The 18,796-nt window shown below is 48.6% G+C and carries 13 protein-coding genes; 4 read left to right on the top strand and 9 right to left on the bottom strand.

The window, feature by feature from the left end; genetic code table 11:
* Nucleotides 1-40: 40 nt before the first annotated feature.
* The 4 genes from J2X05_RS01965 to J2X05_RS01950 all read right to left on the bottom strand — a co-directional run bounded on the left by J2X05_RS01965 (nt 41) and on the right by J2X05_RS01950 (nt 6,210).
* Entirely contained in the window at nt 41-910 is an 870-nt protein-coding gene (locus J2X05_RS01965) for a class I SAM-dependent methyltransferase (protein WP_310067972.1), read from the bottom strand.
* 179 nt (nt 911-1,089) lie between these two features.
* On the bottom strand, nt 1,090-1,821 hold the full coding sequence (locus J2X05_RS01960) for a PEP-CTERM sorting domain-containing protein (RefSeq protein ID WP_310067969.1): 732 nt from the start codon (nt 1,819-1,821) through the stop codon (nt 1,090-1,092).
* 253 nt (nt 1,822-2,074) lie between these two features.
* Complete coding sequence (locus J2X05_RS01955; RefSeq protein WP_310067966.1) at nt 2,075-3,517, bottom strand: glycoside hydrolase family 30 protein; 1,443 nt, start codon at nt 3,515-3,517, stop codon at nt 2,075-2,077.
* 86 nt (nt 3,518-3,603) lie between these two features.
* On the bottom strand, nt 3,604-6,210 hold the full coding sequence (locus J2X05_RS01950; protein ID WP_310067962.1) for a cellulase family glycosylhydrolase: 2,607 nt from the start codon (nt 6,208-6,210) through the stop codon (nt 3,604-3,606).
* Between the two features lie 598 nt (nt 6,211-6,808).
* On the opposite strand from J2X05_RS01950, the gene J2X05_RS01945 reads away from it, so the two are divergent.
* Nucleotides 6,809-7,042, top strand: coding sequence for a hypothetical protein (locus tag J2X05_RS01945; protein WP_310067960.1), 234 nt, complete (start codon nt 6,809-6,811; stop codon nt 7,040-7,042).
* Between the two features lie 102 nt (nt 7,043-7,144).
* Here J2X05_RS01945 and J2X05_RS01940 read toward each other — a convergent pair whose 3' ends face one another.
* The 4 genes from J2X05_RS01940 to J2X05_RS01925 form a co-directional block, all read right to left on the bottom strand.
* Nucleotides 7,145-7,651, bottom strand: coding sequence for a DUF3087 domain-containing protein (locus J2X05_RS01940; protein WP_310067959.1), 507 nt, complete (start codon nt 7,649-7,651; stop codon nt 7,145-7,147).
* Nucleotides 7,652-7,776: 125 nt separating this feature from the next.
* Nucleotides 7,777-8,151, bottom strand: coding sequence for a PaaI family thioesterase (locus J2X05_RS01935; protein ID WP_310067956.1), 375 nt, complete (start codon nt 8,149-8,151; stop codon nt 7,777-7,779).
* A 153-nt stretch (nt 8,152-8,304) separates the two neighbouring features.
* Nucleotides 8,305-9,174: an AraC family transcriptional regulator gene (locus tag J2X05_RS01930; RefSeq protein WP_310067955.1), complete on the bottom strand. Its 870-nt coding sequence runs from the start codon at nt 9,172-9,174 to the stop codon at nt 8,305-8,307.
* A gap of 306 nt (nt 9,175-9,480) precedes the next feature.
* Nucleotides 9,481-11,571, bottom strand: a complete 2,091-nt coding sequence (locus J2X05_RS01925) for a carbohydrate-binding protein (protein WP_310067953.1) — start codon at nt 11,569-11,571, stop codon at nt 9,481-9,483.
* A gap of 324 nt (nt 11,572-11,895) precedes the next feature.
* Here J2X05_RS01925 and J2X05_RS01920 point away from each other — a divergent pair, with 324 nt between their 5' ends.
* From J2X05_RS01920 to J2X05_RS01910, 3 genes are all read left to right on the top strand, one after another.
* The gene (locus J2X05_RS01920) at nt 11,896-13,101 is read left to right on the top strand and encodes a helix-turn-helix domain-containing protein (protein WP_310067950.1); all 1,206 of its coding nucleotides are present in this window, start codon (nt 11,896-11,898) and stop codon (nt 13,099-13,101) included.
* Nucleotides 13,102-13,132: 31 nt separating this feature from the next.
* On the top strand, nt 13,133-15,334 hold the full coding sequence (locus J2X05_RS01915; RefSeq protein WP_310067948.1) for a TonB-dependent receptor: 2,202 nt from the start codon (nt 13,133-13,135) through the stop codon (nt 15,332-15,334).
* A gap of 181 nt (nt 15,335-15,515) precedes the next feature.
* Complete coding sequence (locus J2X05_RS01910) at nt 15,516-16,100, top strand: DP-EP family protein (protein ID WP_310067946.1); 585 nt, start codon at nt 15,516-15,518, stop codon at nt 16,098-16,100.
* Here the strand turns inward: J2X05_RS01910 and J2X05_RS01905 are convergent.
* Nucleotides 16,054-18,795, bottom strand: a complete 2,742-nt coding sequence (locus J2X05_RS01905; protein ID WP_310067942.1) for a protein kinase domain-containing protein — start codon at nt 18,793-18,795, stop codon at nt 16,054-16,056. The two genes, J2X05_RS01910 and J2X05_RS01905, sit on opposite strands and share 47 nt — an antisense overlap.
* Nucleotide 18,796: the final 1 nt, after the last annotated feature.

Genomic DNA, 18,796 nt, shown 5'->3' with positions numbered 1-18,796 from the left:
TAATGGTGTCGGTTGCTACACCATCAACTCATTGAGCGCTTTATTTCTTGCGGAACAAAAGCGTTATACGGTTGGATTCGCCGATTAGACGATTTTTTGCTTTTTGTTCTTCAGTTCCGCTCAGGCTTGGTGGTAAGCGCCATACATTGTCATCGGCTTGCGGATCATCCTTCGGATTCTTATTGATATCGCTTTCGCCCACAAATTCAAAACCGGCGGCGGTCATGGCGCTAATTACATATGAGCGCTTTAAGTAGCCACGGCTGCCATCAGCCCATGCATCGGGTTTGTCCTCGCTCATCGCATGTTGAACTATGCCGACAACACCGCCAGGTTTTAATACGCGATGAGTTTCTGCAAGCGCTTGTTTTAAATAATTACCTTTTGCATCAAAGCGCGCGAGGTTGTGCAGGGCGCGGATAAATAAAACCGCATCCACTTTTCCGGTTAACTCGGCCGGCATATTGGCAAAGGTATAGGCCTCGCCCTTAGCGCCATTTGCTCCGCCCCAGGTTTTGGCATCGACCGCAAATTGTGCTGGCCAGGCTTTGCGCTGCGCAATAAATTCCGGTGTCGCAAATCCGCCAAATTCCGGCCACATATTCAGGCTGTAATCAACGGCAATCAATCGGCCTTCAGCGCCTAAATATGGCAGTAGAATCTTTGAGTACCATCCTTCTCCGGGTAATGCTTCTACCACGGTATCACCTTGCTTTATGCCAAAAAATTCCAGTGTTTCCACCGGGTGGCGCGCGGCGTAGCGAGCCTGGTGTTCAGCGGGAAGGCTTTGGGTGACGGTGACTAATTGTTTTTTATCGGCGTCGCTCAAGGTGGCCGTTTGCTTGTGATCGACCACACTGGAGCAGCTCTGCAGCAGGATTGCAGCAGTTAGAAATGCGATTCTTTTCATGTCAGGATTCCTTTGTTGAAGGTGATAAAGCCGGGCAGAGTGTGCCAGTCAATGGTGTCAGCCAACAGCGCGAAAGGATTATTTTTTGTTAAGGTGCGGCGCCAAAAAAACAAAACCCCACTTGTTAGGGTGGGGTTTTGCGAAGCTGGCGAGAGGTTAAAGCCAGTTAGTTGCAGCTATTAAGCTTTTTTGTTGCGACGTGCCAAACCAAGGCCGAGCAAGCCAAGGCCGAACAGCACAATGCTAGATGACTCTGGAACAGCGGTTACGCCGTCATTAGCGTATTTCAGCATGTTAACGCGGATGTCAAAACCATTGCCTGAGTGGAAGTTGGTGGTGGTCATACCGCCCAGCATTACATGACCCAGGCCGTAGCTTTTCTCCAACAGGATGTTGCCTGCTGTTGAGTAGGCCAGGGTGTTGAAGCCAGCGCCTGCTACTACGTCGTGTGAGCAGCCTGAACCGGTAAACACAGTGCCAGCAGCAGCGAAGTCGTTGGTAGTCAGGGTGCACTCAGTTGAGTAATTGCCAGTTTCGGTCAGGGTTGCACCAAAGCCCAAATCAAAATTGTCGGTGCCGCCCCATCTAGCAGCGTTAACAAACACACTACCGCCAGAAGCAACGAAGGTTTCTACGGTGCTGCGGTTGCTGTTGTACCAGGTTTCAAAATCGAAAGTATTGCCGTCGCCACCATCAATGTAAACAAAGTCAGAGGTGTCACTGAATACGCCAGCATCACCAAATACTGCTCTGTCCCAATTGCCTGCACCAAAAGCGGCATCGAAGTTGTCGATGTTAGCGTTAGTGCCCCAAGGCTCAGAACCACTGGTCAAGTAGATCGGACCTGCAACAGCAGCTTGCGCAGCACCGAAAATTAAACAAGCGAGTGAAATAGTTTTTAAAGTTTTCATGGTTATCCCTATGTGGAATTGATGTTGTACAGCGGCCGCCTTAAAGCAAGAACTGTGCTTGATTCATTATGCTGTTGTTTACTATGGATTTATTGTCGTTTTGGCGCTGTAATCCTGATGTGTCGTGTAAATTATTTCGACAGCTTGTAGGGGTAAAGGGTGATAATCACTGCAGCGAAAAAAACCCGCCGAAGCGGGTTATTTTGGTTTTGACCGAATGCCATCCCTGATCTTTTTGCTGATGTTTACTTAATCAGTACACTAATGTCTGCATCGCATGCGCGGGGATGTTGACGGTTGCCTCTTCATTGCCCACATAGTAGCGATAGCTGATCGCGTCGTCAGTATTGTTCATAACGACGGTCACCAGTTTGTTATCCGCATTCATAAATGAAGTGGTTTGTAAAACGCTGCGGCTTGATACGGCGCTTACGCGTTTGGCATCGGGACGGATAAATTTGGAGAAATGCCCGAGGTAGTAATAGGTTGGTGTGTAAATTAACTCGCCGTTATTTTCGTGGATAGGCGCGAAGCAGAAGTTGCCGACATGGTTGGGGCCACCGGTATTGTCGAGCAAAATATTCCAATCGGTCCATGCGACAGCTCCAGAGTTAAAATCGTTAATTAATGAATCGCCATAACGCTCGGCGTTGGGCCAGTAGTGATAGCGCTCGGCGTTGAATTTTTCTACGGTGGCTTCAGTGAGCATCAGGTTTATATTGGGGTAAGCTTTTGAAACTTCTGCAACGTTACCGTACAGCGGTTTTGCGCCAGTCCAGGTTTCATACCAGTGGAAGCCAATGCCCCACACATATTTGGCTGCTTCAGGGTCGCTCATGATGGTGTTGGCGCGATGCACAATTAAATCGCGATTGTGATCCCATACGATAATTTTTTTATCGCCGTAACCAGCTTTTTCCATTACCGGGCCGAGATGATTTTTCAGGAAGTCGCGTTCTTCTTCGGCAGTGAAAATCATTGATTCCCAGGTTTGTTTCGCCATAGGTTCATTTTGAACTGTGATCCCCCAAATCGGTATGCCTTCTTTTTCGTAGGCTTTAATAAATTTGGTGTAGTAGGTGGCCCACGCATTGTTGTATTCGGGTAATAATTTTCCGCCTTGCAACATATGGTTGGTGTCTTTCATAAACGCGGGCGCACTCCAGGGGCTCGCGTAGGTGGTAATTTTTCCACCGGCCGCTTTAATGGCCGCTTTCAGCATCGGCAGGCGATATTTTTGATCGTGCTTGATACTGAAGGTTTTTAATTCTTTGTCACCTTCTTCGATATAGGTGTAGCTGCCGCTGCTGAAATCGGAGCTGTGGATGGTGGTTCTCAGCAGGCTATAGCCGATACCGTCTTTTTTGTCGTAGTAGGCTTTTAAAAATTCGGCTTTTTTCTTGCTGTTTAATTTCGCAAAAGTTTCTGCGCTCGCATCGGTAATCGCGCCGCCAATACCTAAAAAGGTTTGGTATTGTTTGGCGGGGTTAACGTAAATCGCAATTTCCGTTTCTTTATTTTGTTGCGCGGGTTTAAAGCTCAGGGTATCGGTGAGGCTCAACTTGTGATGGGTATCTTTGGCTGTGGTGTAAACACTCAGTGTTTTTGTGCTGGCACTGGTGTCGGCGGCATGGGTTCCGAACGCGGTGCCGGCGATTGCAAGCGCGATGGCTAAGGTTTGTAAGTGTTTAGTCATAGTTGGGCTCTCTATTTTTTGGTGTTTCGCTATTGTTGGATAGCCTTATCCGGATCGCGTCCACAATCCGGATAAGGTTTGTCGCGTTACTGCTTTTTAATCTCAAACCAATTGATATTCCATTCCTTGCCAATCGAGCGGAAACGCAATGTGTGGTTGCCTGCTGTCATCGCAAAGGATTTGCCGGTTTTGGTGATGTAGGTTTGCCAGCCGCCAGTGGCTGCGAGATCCATGGTGTCTACCACTACATCATCAATCAGCACGTCAAAACCAGTGCTGCCAGTTTGGCTGGCAAGGCGGTAATCAATGGTGTAATTACCGGCTGTTTCCGCTTTGATTTTGAATTCAATAAAGTCGCCCGTTTCAAAATGGCCCACGTTAGTGCCGCCGCCGGTATCGCCACTGGCTTCAGTTTGGATGCCGCTCATTGCGGTGAATTTTTCCGCTTCGATTTTGGCTGGCACTGCGACAAACAACAGTTGAGTATTGGCCGGCGTGCTGGTGTAACCTTCGGCGATGCTATTTTTTGCAGCGACTGAATAGTAGTAGGTTTCATCTTCATTCAAGCCGGAGTCGTTGAAGCTGGTAGTGGTCAGGCCTTCGGCGACTAAGGTGCCTTTCGCACCAGCGCTGGTTGCACGATAGACGTTGTAGGTGATGCCGTTGCCGGTTACCGCCGCCCATGTCAGCGCAACACTATTACCGGTTTGCACCAGGTTGACGTTGGTGGGGCGCGCTGGATAGTCGAACACGTCATTGTGCTCACTGGTTACCAGCCATTTGGCCAAGCCTGCATTCACGTCATAACCCACTTCACCGTAGCTCTTAAACAGGGCTTCGATCTCGGAAATCGGCGCGGTGGTGAAATCCACTTTGCCCGCGTTATCGACAACATCTTTACCGGCCACAGGCGCGTCTTCAATCAGGTAGATCTCCGCCCAGGTGTTCACGCTGCCATTACCTTTGAATACACCGCTGAAGTTGTAGGTTTGACCGCCTTTAAGGGTGATTTGCTGGTAGAGCGCACCGTTGATTTCACCGGTTACGCCGTCCGGACGGGTGATATGCATGACTGCACCGTCACTGCCGGTGGGCGCTTTGCTGGCATCAACACTGTTGTAGTTGAAGTTGAGTGCACCGCTGATGGTCAGTTCTGACCAGCCGCCGCTGGCGCCAAAGTTGCCGTTGGCCAGCAGTTCTTCGTTGGTAGTGGTGTTTTTCAGGCTGATGCTATCAAAGGTCACATCGGGGTTGGCACCGCCGTTAGCGCCAGTTTTCACTACCAGATAGTAGGTTTTGTCGCCCGTGCCGCCTGCCGTTATGGTGGTGGCCTTTTTGGCACAGGCGTTGGCGAAGCTCGAGTCCCAGTTGTTGCAATCCCAGGTGCTGGCTTTGGTGATCAGGCCGACGCCAGTATCCAAACTGGTGTTGATCTCATTCGTCACCATGCCCCAGGTGCCTTTACCCTGGCCGCCCGCAACCGAGACAAGTTTGTAAGCCCAGCTGGTGGATGCCCAGTTGTAAGAGGCATAGATGTCATAAGTGGCGCGTGCAATTTTGCCACCCAGTTCCAGACCCGCAGACTGCCAGGGTTGGAATTCGCCCATCAGCATTGGGGTTTTGAGTGCAGTCAATTTGGTGTTCCAGTCGCATACACCGCCGGTGCCAGTCTGGCCGCATTTGAGCCAATCTCGGTGGATATCAAAATGGGTGTCGTTGGGGCGATCGCCAAACAGACCAGGGTAGGGGTGGAGCTCAAAGGCCACATTGGTCATGTTTTTGGCAACCGGATCGCCATAGACTTCGATATTGCCATAATGGCTGGGCAGCATAACGATGTGTTTGCTGTCGATCTTGCGGATGGTCTCGTACAGCTCGGTCACTCGTACGGCCATGTCTTCAGCGGTTGAGCCCCATGGTTCATTGAGTGGGTCATAGGCGGCGACGGCGGGTTCATCTTTATAGCGGGTAGCGATTTGTTCCCATAACCATTTGGTGCGGTCTTGATATTCGGTGTTAGTCCAGTATTTGTTTTGGCCAGAGCAGCCGGTGTGGTCATTTGGTGTTTGGCCACCGAGGGCACCGTGTAAATCGAGGATCACATAGATGCCACGTTTTTTCGCTTCAGCAATTGTCCAGTCAAGGTAATGCCAGGCATCAGCACGCAGCGTACGAGGATTTTTTTCATCCTCGATCACATTCCAAAGGATCGGCAGGCGTACGACATTAAATCCGAACGCTTTAAGTTGATCCCAATCGCGCTCTTTGATCCAGTTGTCGCGGAATAATTTGATCAAACGCTCTTTTTCATCGTAGCCAAAACGCTCGGTGAGTTTGGCTTCCAAGGTACATTGGTCATGCACGCCATTGCCGCCCTGGCCCATCATCCAGAATTCTTGCACCAGCCAGTTACCCAGGTTGGTTCCCTTAAGGTGGATTGGATTACCGCTGGCCTTCACCCATTTGGTGCCATCGGTTTTGAGCATGGTCATGCCTTCATCGGGCGCGATGCTACTGGCTGCGCTGGAAGACGACGGCGCGACCGAAGCAGCTGATGAGCTGGCGGGAGTCGACGACTTGCCGCCACCACCACTACCGCCCCCGCCACCACAGGCAACAAGGCCGATGATGCAGGTGCTGAGCAGGCTGGTTTTCAGGTTGATAAACGGGATTTTGCTGTTGGGGTTAGTCATAGCGGTTTCTCTTATTTTGTCGATAGTTATTGTTCAACACTTATGGGTGTTATTGCCGCGTGAATCCTGACTGACTCATCAAAGGCTTGCGCCCGTTTAAATTTACTCGAACCGGCTCAGATTAAGTTTTGCCTAAACTGGGAATCAGATATACCCGCACGCCTGTACAAAAAAGCCCCGTGCAGGCACGGGGCACAAGAGGTTACAAGGGAAATTCATTGCCAGCGCCACCGATCGGCGATAGCCGCGGTCGGGCGTCAGCTCCACTATGACTGACTTCTCTTGAACCCAGGGAGAGGCTTGATCCTGTCGACGCCAGTTAACGATAGAAAAAATTGCACTGCGTCCTGTTGAGTGCAACCGAACCTCAACCTCAAAAGTGGGTTTGGTTTGGTTGGGGCGTAGGAGTAGAACGGAACGGGTGGGAGGGGTGTCAGGTTTGGGCCAGAATGGTGCATACGGTGTTGTTGTAACTATACAACACCATAATTTTTTGGTGATTGTGACGTTTTGATACAGGTTTCATTAAATAATTGTGAATCTCTTTGCAATTCAGATTTTTCTCTTAAAATAAAAAATATAAGAACAGGAGAAAACCATGAAAAAAATAATTTCAAGCAACGAGTTATTCAAAATATTCCTCGTAGAAAATTACGATGCCGATAACCAAAAGGTAACATCGCATTACGAGCTCTTTGAAGGCGGGCACCGTCCGGTGGAGACTTTCGAATCCCTCGACCAAGCACAACAGACCATGCTACAAAAAACCGAATTCTGGAAGCAGCTGACCAAAAAAATCCCCTTGTATTTTGAGGCGCGTTTTATAGCCTGACATCGCAACTCCCTCTTCTCGCGTCTGCTTACACCGATTGATGTATAGGCTGTAGACTCTATTACGCAAATCGTCAGGCAGGAATGGACCTTCTATTGCTGGTTAAAACGGCTTTAACATGCTCTCGTCATAATCATTTGCCTTGAGCGTTACATTAAACTTTTCCGCTAGTCGATCAAGTTCTGCTTGTTTAATGGCCAGCTCATCCAGCGTGAGAGTGTTATCATCCAACTGCCATAACAGGCGTGAACCGGCGTAACTGTATTGCATCGCCACTAGTGCATTGATATTGCCCTCATTGGCAGCGGTTTCCAGTGCTCGCATTTTCCGGTGAATTTTATTAAGCGCCTGCTTCAGCTCCCATACGTAGGTTACCTCACGCATAAATTCGTGCTGTCGAAATTTATTGAGTAACCAGACAACCGTTATGGCAGTAACCACAACACCGAGCAAATTCCAATGAAAATGACGGCCACTTTCATCGGGGAATAACGCAATGAGCAGTTGCGATAGGGATAAACTACCAATCGCCAAACCAATTGCACAGGCTGCGAACACAATCTTTACATGGCGATTATAACGCGCCTTATTAACCTCAATGAGTTGCATAAAATCCTGTTGGTAATGTAAAAAACAAATGGGCTGTGTAGTGCGCATCTTAGCCGATCAGTGTGTACCGCACTGTTGATTTCTATTATTTTTGCCGCAGTCGCTTGTCAGGCTATTGATGAAAATCAGGTTGACTGAACGTGGCTTGTGGTAACTTCTGCTATTAACTTGCCAGATGTGTCAGTAACCGTTGTTTTAACTACACTAACGGTACGACCTTTTTTGACATAATTTGATTTTGCCACAAATGCTCCAGTCGTATTGTTTCCTAACAAATTGGCATTAATGTTTATTGCCAAAGGAAAACCTTTCATACCTTTCTCAGGATCAACGCCTGCAAGAACAAGTACGGATGCGTTTACATCAGCGAGCCACAAAGTAGCGCCTGCATTAACAGTACCAAAAGGATTTAATATGCCGGGTTGTATTGGCATTTCAGATATAACTTCATCTGATGATCTTTCAATAACTGTAAATTTAATATGACCTTGAACTTCCATGCTTACGCCTTAATAGTAAATAGATATGGTTGGTCTAACCTTGCTGGCCTGCTCTAAGTAAGTTCGTATTTCTTACCCCAAGAATCAAATAAAACAAGCCAGCGACAAATGCCAAATTATTACGCGGTTTGGTGTCCGAGTTGATATTACAACTTATTTCAGCGGGAAATAAATATCAGTAATGAGGTCGCATTCATCAACCTCGTAGATAAAATTCACGTAGTGGAAAAAGCAGGGGTAATCGCGAATTTCTTCGCCGCTGTTAGGCAACCATTCGCGATAAAACGCGTAGATGCTGGTATCAAGATTACTGTGACTGCCTTTGTGTCGAACAACGGCGCATTTTCCGCCGGGAATTATTCCGTTTTTTACACCGTAATCATTCGCGGGAATATCGGTGTCGATAGTGCCGCATACGTCCCAGCGAAATTTTTCTGGTTCAGTGGTTTTGGGGTCACTGTAGGGAATGCCAAAGGTTTTGCTGGTTTTTACCGGCGATAGGCCAGTGGCCTTGCGCCAGGCAATAAATTTTCCGGCTGTCTCTAACACCTTTTCCGGCGCACCCAGATGTTCCAGCAGCGCAACTTTCGTGGTTTCAAATTGAATAATGTTGACGTTCATGGGGATGGCTCCATAAGGCTTTGGCTGAAATTGAAACCGCAAATGCCATTCTGGCCAATTGGGCTCACCCCTGAATTCAGATGGCGATTGATCAAAGGTGCGTTTGAAAGCGCGCGCAAATGCTTCGGGGCTTTCAAAGCCCGCTTCCAATGCAATATCAATAACCCGTTTTTCATTTTCAAATGCCAAGCGGTATGAGGCGCGCTTCAGTCTGGCGAGCTGAATATAGCGAGTCACACTCATGCCGGTATAAACCAAAAATACCCGATGAAAATGGTATTTTGAAAATGCGGCCACATCACTCAGTGCATCAAGCGTTAAGTCTTGGTTGATGTTCTGATCGATGTATTCACACACTCTGTTTATACGTTTGTCGTAGCTGTTGATCGGGTTATCGCTCATTCAATCATTCGTGGTTGAAATCGTTCTGTTCAGGTGTCACGCATCATGCGAGCTTTTTGCGAGTTGTTCCTGATCGAGATTGCTAAGTTGTTGGTGTGGGGTTCAGTCTAACCATTTTTTGTGATCTGAAAACAAAAAAGCCGATACATTTCTGCATCGGCGAAAAGGCTCATGATTAACCAGGGTGGAAAATCATGAAGGCTATGGAGATAACACGAGAGTTTAAAACACGGGATTCACACAGTTTCAAAAAAGACCGGCACATTGCTGTGCCGGTCAAGGCTTCGTAGACACTAACGGGCTGGACTATTGCTTGGTGAGTTGCCACCAGTTGATATTCCAGCCACCTTTTCTCACGAAGATCGCCAGGTCTTGCTGACCTGCTTGTAAGTTCACGGTGATGCTCACCGTCTGCCAGTTTTGCCAGCCACCGGTATTGGGCACAGTCACTACACCCAAATCCGTACCATTGCGACTCAACACCAAAGTGCCGCCTGAGTAGGGTGATGCCACGCGTACTTGCAAGGTGTAATTGCCCGCAGTGGGGATGTTGATCGGGTAGCTCATCCAGTCGTTGTCATCGGTGCTGCCAGCGTTGAATCCGCCATCGGTATCGGTGGTGGTTTCCATGCGGATGCCGCTGTGATCTTTAAACATTTCTGCTTCGATACGTTGACCGGTTTGCGCTTTCCAGTTCATCCAGTAGGCGATGCTTTCGTTGCGCACTAAGGGTTGAGTGGAGAATTGGCGGAACCAGCTTTCGATCTGCGCGGCGCTCGCGCTGCTCACGTTCAGGTTGCTCATGCCACCGCCGTTGTTGGAGTTGGTGATCATGCCCCAAGCCCAGCCGCTGGTATCGCCGTTTGATCCGCCCGCTGAAGTGGTTTTCCACGCCCAGTTGGTGGCTGCCCAGCCGTAGCTGTTATAGATGTCGTAGGTTTTGCGGGTCATCTGGCCGCCGTAACTGCCGAGCAGCGTCCAGGGTTGGAATTCGCCCACCAGGAACGGAGTTTGGATAGCGTTGATTTTGTTGCGCCAATCGCAGCTTTCGCCCGTACCGTTCTGGTTGCAATGCAGCCAGTTCGCATGCATGTTGGCTTGGCCAGCGCCGTAAGTGGCAGTGTCATTCCATCCCCAGAGGCCAGGGTAGAAGTGCATCCAGGTGGACACATTGGTCAGGCCGCGGCTGTTCGGGTTGCCATAGGCATCGATACCGGAATTGTGGCCGGGCAACAAAATGATGTGATTGGCATCTTTCGCGCGCACCACGTTGAACAGCTCATAAGAACGGTTGGCGAGGGTAGTGGCGTCAGTGCCCCAAGGTTCATTCAACAGGTCATAAGCGGCGACGGCACTGCGGCCGTTGTAGCGCTGGGCGATAACATCCCACAGCCACTTGGTGCGATCCCAGTAGTTGGCGTTGGTCCAGAGTTGCGCCGCACCTATACAGCCGTCGTGCTGCTCGGACGCTGCCGCTTGGCCGCCGACTGCGCCGTGCAGATCGAGGATGGTGTACATACCGCGTTTTTCTGCTTCATTGATCGCCCAATCCAGATATTGCCAGGCGTCGCTGCGCACGTTGTAAGGGTTGTACTCGTCTTCAATCAGGCTGTAAAGGAAGGGGATGCGCACGACGTTCATGCCCATGGCTTTCATCATGTCGAAGTCGCGTGTGGTGATGTAATTGTCGCGGAACACTTTCATCAGGCGCTCTTTTTCGGCATTGCCGAAGCGTTGTGCCATCACTGACTCAAGGGTGCACTGGTCATTTACCGCTCCGCCGTTGTGGGAGATGATGCCGCCCATCATCCAGAATTCCTGGATCAGCCAGTTGCCCAGGTTGGTACCGCGCAAATCCACGCGCTGGTTGGTGTTGGCGTTAACCCAAAGCGAGCCGCTTTGTTTGATGGCGGGCAAGGGTGTCCAGGTTTGGGTTTGTACCGGCACTACCCTGAACCAGTTGATGTTGAATCCGCCCGCGTTCACTTTGATGCCAAAACGATGCACACCTGCGCTCAAATTCACGCGCTGTTTGATAGTCGTCCAGGTTTGCCAGCCGCCGGTGCTGGGCACGGCGATGCTGCCATAACCGGGTGTGCCGCCCGCCTCTTCAAAAGTGATATTACCGCCGCCGCTTTGGCTGGCGATGCGATATTCAATATCGTAAGCGCCTGCAGTGGTGATATTGACCGGGCTGTTAGCGTAGGAGAGCCAGTCATTGGCATCGATCCAACCAACGTTCTGGCCGCCGCCGGTATCGTTGGTGGCTTCGAGCTGCACACCATTCATATGGCTGTAGGCTTCCGCCTGTATGGTGGCGGGTGTATTTACCTGACTAACGCTGTATTGACTGAATAGTGCGCCGCCGAGGCAGAGCGCAAGTAATGACTTGTTCATAGTTGGGTACCTGTAAAGTTATTGTTATCTGTCACAGAGTACGAAAGCCTGATTCCGGATTACTGCATTCCCTGTTGTTGTGCGCGGGGTTGTATGCGCTGGATTTCGTCGGGGCTGAGAATAGGGCTGCGGGCTAAACTCTGTCGTTCGAGAGCAAAAGTGGTACACAAAAAAGACGAAGGCGAACGGGTACGACTATGGGAAAAATGCTCGTACGCGATTTTTTCTAGCCCACGGGATTCATCTTCTATAGTATCCGGCGTGAAACAAATGGCTGGGGCAATGACCTCCGCTATAAAAAATAAGAAGTTTTTGGGAGAAGCCATGAACCAGGTCGTTTTCAACTTCCACGATGTCATCCTGTTAATGACGGCAATGCTCTGCTGTTTTTTTGCGCTCTTGCTGATTGCCACCAATCCGCCCCAAAATACCAGCAACTACTTTCTCGCCGCGTTTTTAATTGCGCACGCCCTTATTCCTTTACATGAACTCATCCTCTGGGGGGCGGAGTTCAAATTGCATGTGCGTGAAAAATGGCCGCAAGTCTATTTTATCGGTGCGTTCGCCTACTATCTGGACGCAGTGCTGCTCTATTTTTATGTGAAGTCTCTGGTGTTCCGCGATTTCCATCTCCGTCCCAAGGACTATCTACACCTGATCCCCTTTGGTCTGTTTGCACTCTTTATGGTAGTCGCCTTCTACCGTTTTCCAGCGGCGACTCGCCTGGAATGGATCAACACTGAAGCCTTTGTGTACAGCCCGGGCTATATCGGCATGGATTTGTTGATCAAATGCACGCGCGTTGGCTACTGCGTGGCGGGTTTCCTGCTGATTTTTAAATACAAAGACATCCTCAAAAATACCCACTCCAATATTGAAAAGGTGGATATCCTCTGGCTTAAGATCCTTGTAGTCGGATTTACCCTTGTCACGAGTATGGAGGCGTTCCTCGCGCTCGCGAAAATGGCAGGCCTGTTTGCCGATTACGATTTCCTCCACCCCGACCCCGATGGCAACCCGATTGAGTACATTGGTCTGAGCGGTTATTACGCGCTGTTCTTTTTGGTGTGTACGCTGGTATTTACCAGCATGCGTTATTTCAGCAATTTTGAAGCGGTGAAACAAAAAGACACCAAAGAGCCAGCCAAAAAATCCACGCAAGAAAAATTGCTCAACCCCGAATATGCCGCAAAAATTGACGGCCTGATGCGCGCGCAAAAAACCTATCTCAATCCGGAGCTGACGCTGGATATGCTCGCTGAAACACTCGCGATTCCGGCAAAAGATTTATCGATGATCATCAATCGCCATTTCAATCACAACTTTTATGAATTCGTGAATGGCTACCGTATTGAAGAAGCGCAAAAGCGTTTGCTTGATCCTGCGAATAAAGAAAAGACGATTACCGATATTTATCTGGAAGTGGGTTTTAACAGCAAATCCGTATTCAATACTTTTTTCAAAAAGCTGGTAGGGAAAACACCATCGGAATATCGCCAACAGCCAGCGGATGTGGCGGCCACACACTGACTATTTTCACTACTACAAGAGAATTCCGCTCATGAATCATCACACATACGCTCGATCGCATCGTCGTAAACCACTTGTACTTGCTTGTGCGCTATTGCCATTGATCGCCTTGCCCGCTGCAGCTAACACTACCCCGGTGGTTGAAGAAGTGATCGTCACCGCCGCCAAGCGTCAACAAAGTTTGCAGGATTTTTCTGGCGCAATCAGCGTGGTGAGTGATTTTTCCAGTATTAAGAATTTGGGGGATATTGCCGCGCAGGTTCCAGGTTTTTCGCTGGTAGATGCAGGTCCTCGCAACCCTGCGGTATTGATTATGCGCGGTCTGCGCCTGGATGAAATTGGTTCCAATGATTTGGGCGGCGATGGATCTGCAATTGCGAGTTATGTCGATAACATTCCGCTACAAGGTTATTTTGTGCCGCCTTCTTTTAGTTTGAAAGATTTGCAGCAAGTGGAAATCCTGCGTGGCCCCCAAGGTACGCTTTATGGCAATGCATCTATCGGTGGATTAATTCGTTACGTCACCGCTAAACCGGATTTGGAAAAATATTCCGTGAGCACTACCGCTGAAATTTCACAAACCGATGCAAGCGATGATTTGAGTTACGATACCGATTTGGTAGTGAACACCCCGCTCGTCGACAATACCCTCGGGCTGCGTTTAATGCTCGGCAAAACTGACCATGCCGGTTTTATCGACAACCCTTATTTGTTGTCCGGTGCGCAAGATGATATCAATGACGACGAAACCAATCAGGCGCGCATCAGTTTACTTTGGCAAGCGACTGAAAAATTGTCGCTCAATAGCAGCTATCACTATCAAAAAATCAATGTTGGCGACCGTCAGGCTACTAACGAAAATTTTACCGGTGATGAATACACTGCTTCCAGCCGTTACTTACAACCAATGGAAGGTAAATTGCAGTTGGCAAGCATCGATGTCAATTATGATATGGAGTGGGCGACTCTGACGGCGAGTCTGAATCACTATGATTATGCTCACAATGAGCGCGCTGACCAGACAGATTTGTATATAGGTCTTGACCCAGATGTTGAGTATTACAATCTTTACGATGATCTTTCTGCGTACAACGCCAGTATTGTGGATGTCGTAAAAGACAGTGCCGAATTGCGCTTGGCATCACCGGATGAGCAGCGATTGCGTTGGCTGGCCGGTGCTTTTTATAGCCGTGACGATCTGGACGCGTACATGGGGGATTACACGCCTGGTCTGGGTGAATTTTTCGAAATGGATTTGCCTGGCGATCTGGAATATCTCGCTACTCAAACCGAAACGCTCGATGAATACTCCACCTACGCCGAAATGACCTATGACCTCACTGAAAAATGGGACGCGACTGTCGGTGCCCGTTATTTCCGTTACGATGACCAGTTGGACGTATGCATCACTTATTTCCCTGATCCCACCGCTGATTGCGAGAACGGCGATGATGTGAGCAATGACACGCTTGGTAAATTCAGCACCAGTTATCAATTCAGCGACGATAAAAAAATCTATTTCCTCGCGGCAGAAGGTTATCGCCGCGGGGGCGCTAATACCGCACCGGCAGAAGTACTTAACAACCGTTTTTATCGTCCCGACCAAGCCACTAATTATGAGCTCGGTTTTCGTTCGCTGTGGCTCGCGCAGCGCCTCGAATTGAATGCAGCGCTGTTTAATATCGAATGGGATGACCTGCAAGTCCAATTGGAAACTATTGATGGCCGCACCGCTTGGGATAATGCCGGTAAAGCGCGCACCCAAGGTGTTGAGTTGGATGCATCGGCACAGTTGAATGACGTTTTTACTCTGCACGCGGGTTATTCTTATACCGATGCTGCGATCACCGAATCTATTGCGACGATTGCTGTGTACGATGGCAATCAATTACCGGGTTCGCCGCGCACCCAATGGAGTCTCTCGCTGGATTTCAATCGTGAGTTCAACGGCGCTCTTTGGGATGCCAGCATCGGCATGAACCGTATCGGTCATGTGTATACAGCGCTTAATCCGGAATTTGCCAGCTATCAAAAGCTGGATGCCTACAATATCGCCAGTGCGCGCGTTGGTGTAACACTGCGTAATTGGCGTCTGGGTGCGTTTGTGAATAATATTGAAAATACGCGCGGTATTTCTGGTGGTCGCTTTGATGATTTTTATGGTGACCAAGGCCAGTTTGAATATGTCACGCGTCCGCGTACGATTGGTGTATCGGTGAATTATCAATACTGATGAATCGAGCCGACAATCATTGCAGCTGTGCAGGCGGGTAACCAGCATTTGATCTATGCTTGTTTTGCTACATTTTTAGCCGTCGTCTGGGAAGAGGGCGGCACACAATCAAAAGGCCGTTGTTTTTGATGTGGTGACCACTTAGGGATTTCACACATTTAACTAACAGGAAGCATTCAATATGGCAGCTGAAAAGAAAAAAGCAGATAAAAAAACTGAAAAAAAACCCGTCAAGAAAGTCGCCGCAAGTGCCAAAAAACCGGTGAAAAAATCCGCTAAAAACGTGGCAACTGTGGGTGATGTAACCGTTAATGTTCCTAAGGGTGGTCAGGTAATTAAGTTTTTCAATTTAGTTCCAGCAATGCCAACGGTCTCGGGTCCCGGAGACTGGAAGTTTACTGAGGTAGGTAGCACCGTTGATATTTCCACACTGACCGTACGTTTTGAGCTGAATCCCTCGGCGATAGAGCGTGAGTTTGAACGTGCCATTTTAGTAATTAAAATGCAGCCAAATCCTAGCACCAATGGCACCTGGCGTTTTGCTTTGAGTGGTGTTGCTACAGATGCCGCGGATAGTGACCCAAGCAATGATATTGCTTTGGAAATCATTGATAACGGTTTTACCATGCTGGTTTACGTGCATGTGTTGGAAAACTCTGAGGAGGCAATTCCGTTTGGATTTGTGGCGTCATTTACCAATGCGGCGACTGGAGCTGTGTCTATCTATGAGTCGCAAGATCCAACGATATATCCTCGTCGGCCATAGTAACCAGGGAGCAGCGTTGCTGCTCCCCGTATCTTTTCAGCAGTTCACCAAATTCTTGATGGACACACATTCCATCAAACCAGTTAAATGAAAACCAAATGGTGTGCATACCCAATGCCAGTGATTTTTCTATATTTAACAGGGCAGAGGCTTTGTTGCCTACCAAGCTGTGTACTAGCGCCGCTGTGTAACTGGTCTCGATATTTTGCGAATCAATTTTTTCAAGTTCACTCAGTGCGGTTAGCGCAGCGGGGAAATTGCCAATTTGGGCATAAGCTTGTGTCTGTGCGCGTAGCTGTTCGTTGTTGGGTTTGATAGCTGTGGTAATAGCAATAATTTTTTGGTAGATCGTGGCCGCTTCGGTGTGATTGTTGGCAAGTTTTTGCGCATCGGCATAGTTCAACATGTGCGATGTGTTTTCGGAGTCTCTTGCTAATAATTGTTGAAAAATATCGGCGGCCCGCTGGTGTTTGCCATTCAGCATATAGGCGACAGCAAGGTTGCCCACATTGTACAAATCATCCGGGTTGTTCTGTGTGATAAGTTCGAGCGATTTTTGGGCGTCCAGTGCTCGCCCTTCGGTAAGCGCAATAATGGCATACAAGCTGTTGGCCTCGTGAAAGCTAGGAGATACTTTTAGTACATCCTCCAAATACTTTTTGGCATTTGCCGTGTCACCCATGTACCAATAAGCGTTTGCCAAGTAAAACACGGTTTTAACATTTGCCCGGGACTCTATTGAACGCTTGTAAAGCTCAACGGCTGCCTGATAATCCTTATTGAGCATTTTTCGGTAGGCTTTGAGTTCTGTGGTGGCTGCTTCTCCCAGTGCTAATTTTTTTTCTAATAGGTCGGCTTCTTTGTTGTTGTGCTGGGCAATTTTCAAAAAATAAAGATTGTAAAGATGGCTGATATCATCATGTTTGTTATTGATAGAAAGGAATGTCTCGAGTCTGTCCAAATAGTCGGTATTTTTAGTTTGATGATACAAATCCAAAGTGATTTCTCTGAATAACGTTTGGGTAGCTGCCAGCTTTTTCGTTGCAATTTTTAGGCGTTCAAGTTGTGATATTTGTGCTTCATTCGCCCCCGACTTTCGGTATTCAGTATTAATGTTCAGGAATGATAAGTAATCGTCTTGTGTACTGTTAGAGAAGGATTGCATGGATTTCTTTGCATACAAACTCTCTATATTTCGTTCGACAATCGCGGCGACTGATAAATAGTTATCAGTCAGTACATCAAGGGTTTTAGTGCCTGCGACATTTAACCGACCTTGGGCATTGTCAGTCGTGCTGGTCATGCGATTTAAGGTGATTGTGCACAATTCAACTTGGCAATCCAGGTTGGCAGTGATTAATTCATCTGCTGCGGTGCTAATGCGTACCGTTTCCAGATCGCTGCCAACTGCTGAAATTTCAGTGCGAGGAATTAAATAGAATCCATCCAGCTGAATTACACTCTGTTGAATCGCATCATATACAGCACCTTTCACCAACTCTTGCTGTGATTCCTGCATCCCGTTTGCTGTCAAATTCGGTGGGATCACCGCGATATACTTCGGCGGTTTAGGTTGTAGCTGCCAAGCTGCCACCACCGCAAGAAGCAATATACTGAATAATCCAAAACCCGCACTGATTTTATTATCAGCCACATAATTTTTAATCGACATCCAGCGTGATTTTTTCAGAGTTGCATTAACTGCAACAAAGCGTGTTTCAAAGGTGGGATGATCCTGCGTTCTTACTGCGTTATTAATTCCAGTATTTTTTATAGTCGATTGATTCGCCGCCGCACCGGTTGGCATCAGCGCTTGCGTATCATCACTCACAAAATCATTGGCCAGCTGCAAGTGGCTCAGCGCTTCAAACTGCGCGGCGACCCAGTGGGTATTGTCCGGACGTTTGGTGGGATCTTTGCTGAGTAGCTGGCCGAGTAAGTCATTAATCTCTGCTGGCAAATTCGGATTGTGCTTGCCGGGGGAAGTGGGCGGATGGGAGATAATCCGCTGCATTAACTGCAATTTATTATTGGTATCGCCAAACGGATGTGCGCCACACAACAATTGGTACGCGAGTATACCGAAGGAAAATAAATCGCTCTTAAAATCGATGGTTTCGCCCATCGCCTGTTCGGGCGACATGGAGCAATAGCTGCCCGCGACGTGATCGGTCAGAGTCGCGTTATAGTCTTGCGATTTGGCGATACCCAAATCGGTAATCTTGGCGACTTTGCGCTGGTTGATCAGGATATTTTCGGCTTTTAAGTCGCGGTGAATAATACCGGCGTCATGCGCAACCGCGAGGCCCTGGGCAATGTCGGTCAGCCAGCGCATGCGCTGCGCAAAGGGCGCAATATGCTCGCGCAAATACAATTGTAAATTTTGGCCTTCCACCAATTCCATCACCAGCGCGAGTTGGTCGGGCGCTTCGATAAAATCGTAAATCTGCACAATATTCGGGTGATTTAATTTTGCCAGCAGCAGCGCCTCGCGTTTAAATCGCTCGACGTAGTGGTGCTCAAATAATTCGGTGCGTAAACATTTAATCGCGACTTGCCGATCCAGTCGTGTATCGCGCGCGCGATACACCAAACCCATTCCGCCGCGCCCGATACAGTCGAGCAGCTCGTAGTGCCCGAGCTTATTGGGCTCGGTCTGCGCTGCAACGGTGTTGGGCGGAAGCGAGTTATTCATT

The sequence above is a fragment of the Cellvibrio fibrivorans genome, assembly GCF_031457055.1.
Classification (GTDB): domain Bacteria; phylum Pseudomonadota; class Gammaproteobacteria; order Pseudomonadales; family Cellvibrionaceae; genus Cellvibrio; species Cellvibrio fibrivorans.
The sequence above is the reverse complement of the archived record's forward strand: the minus strand, read 5'-3'. Positions and strand labels throughout refer to the sequence as shown.

Excerpts from the sequence above, each read along its gene's own strand:
- J2X05_RS01940 (WP_310067959.1), bottom strand. The coding sequence starts at position 7,651 with ATGCAACTCATTGAGGTTAATAAGGCGCGTTATAATCGCCATGTAAAG.
- J2X05_RS01965 (WP_310067972.1), bottom strand. The coding sequence starts at position 910 with ATGAAAAGAATCGCATTTCTAACTGCTGCAATCCTGCTGCAGAGCTGC.
- J2X05_RS01910 (WP_310067946.1), top strand. The coding sequence starts at position 15,516 with ATGGCAGCTGAAAAGAAAAAAGCAGATAAAAAAACTGAAAAAAAACCC.
- J2X05_RS01960 (WP_310067969.1), bottom strand. The coding sequence starts at position 1,821 with ATGAAAACTTTAAAAACTATTTCACTCGCTTGTTTAATTTTCGGTGCT.
- J2X05_RS01915 (WP_310067948.1), top strand. The coding sequence starts at position 13,133 with ATGAATCATCACACATACGCTCGATCGCATCGTCGTAAACCACTTGTA.
- J2X05_RS01935 (WP_310067956.1), bottom strand. The coding sequence starts at position 8,151 with ATGGAAGTTCAAGGTCATATTAAATTTACAGTTATTGAAAGATCATCA.
- J2X05_RS01920 (WP_310067950.1), top strand. The coding sequence starts at position 11,896 with ATGAACCAGGTCGTTTTCAACTTCCACGATGTCATCCTGTTAATGACG.
- J2X05_RS01930 (WP_310067955.1), bottom strand. The coding sequence starts at position 9,174 with ATGAGCGATAACCCGATCAACAGCTACGACAAACGTATAAACAGAGTG.
- J2X05_RS01955 (WP_310067966.1), bottom strand. The coding sequence starts at position 3,517 with ATGACTAAACACTTACAAACCTTAGCCATCGCGCTTGCAATCGCCGGC.
- J2X05_RS01950 (WP_310067962.1), bottom strand. The coding sequence starts at position 6,210 with ATGACTAACCCCAACAGCAAAATCCCGTTTATCAACCTGAAAACCAGC.
- J2X05_RS01925 (WP_310067953.1), bottom strand. The coding sequence starts at position 11,571 with ATGAACAAGTCATTACTTGCGCTCTGCCTCGGCGGCGCACTATTCAGT.
- J2X05_RS01945 (WP_310067960.1), top strand. The coding sequence starts at position 6,809 with ATGAAAAAAATAATTTCAAGCAACGAGTTATTCAAAATATTCCTCGTA.
- J2X05_RS01905 (WP_310067942.1), bottom strand. The coding sequence starts at position 18,795 with ATGAATAACTCGCTTCCGCCCAACACCGTTGCAGCGCAGACCGAGCCC.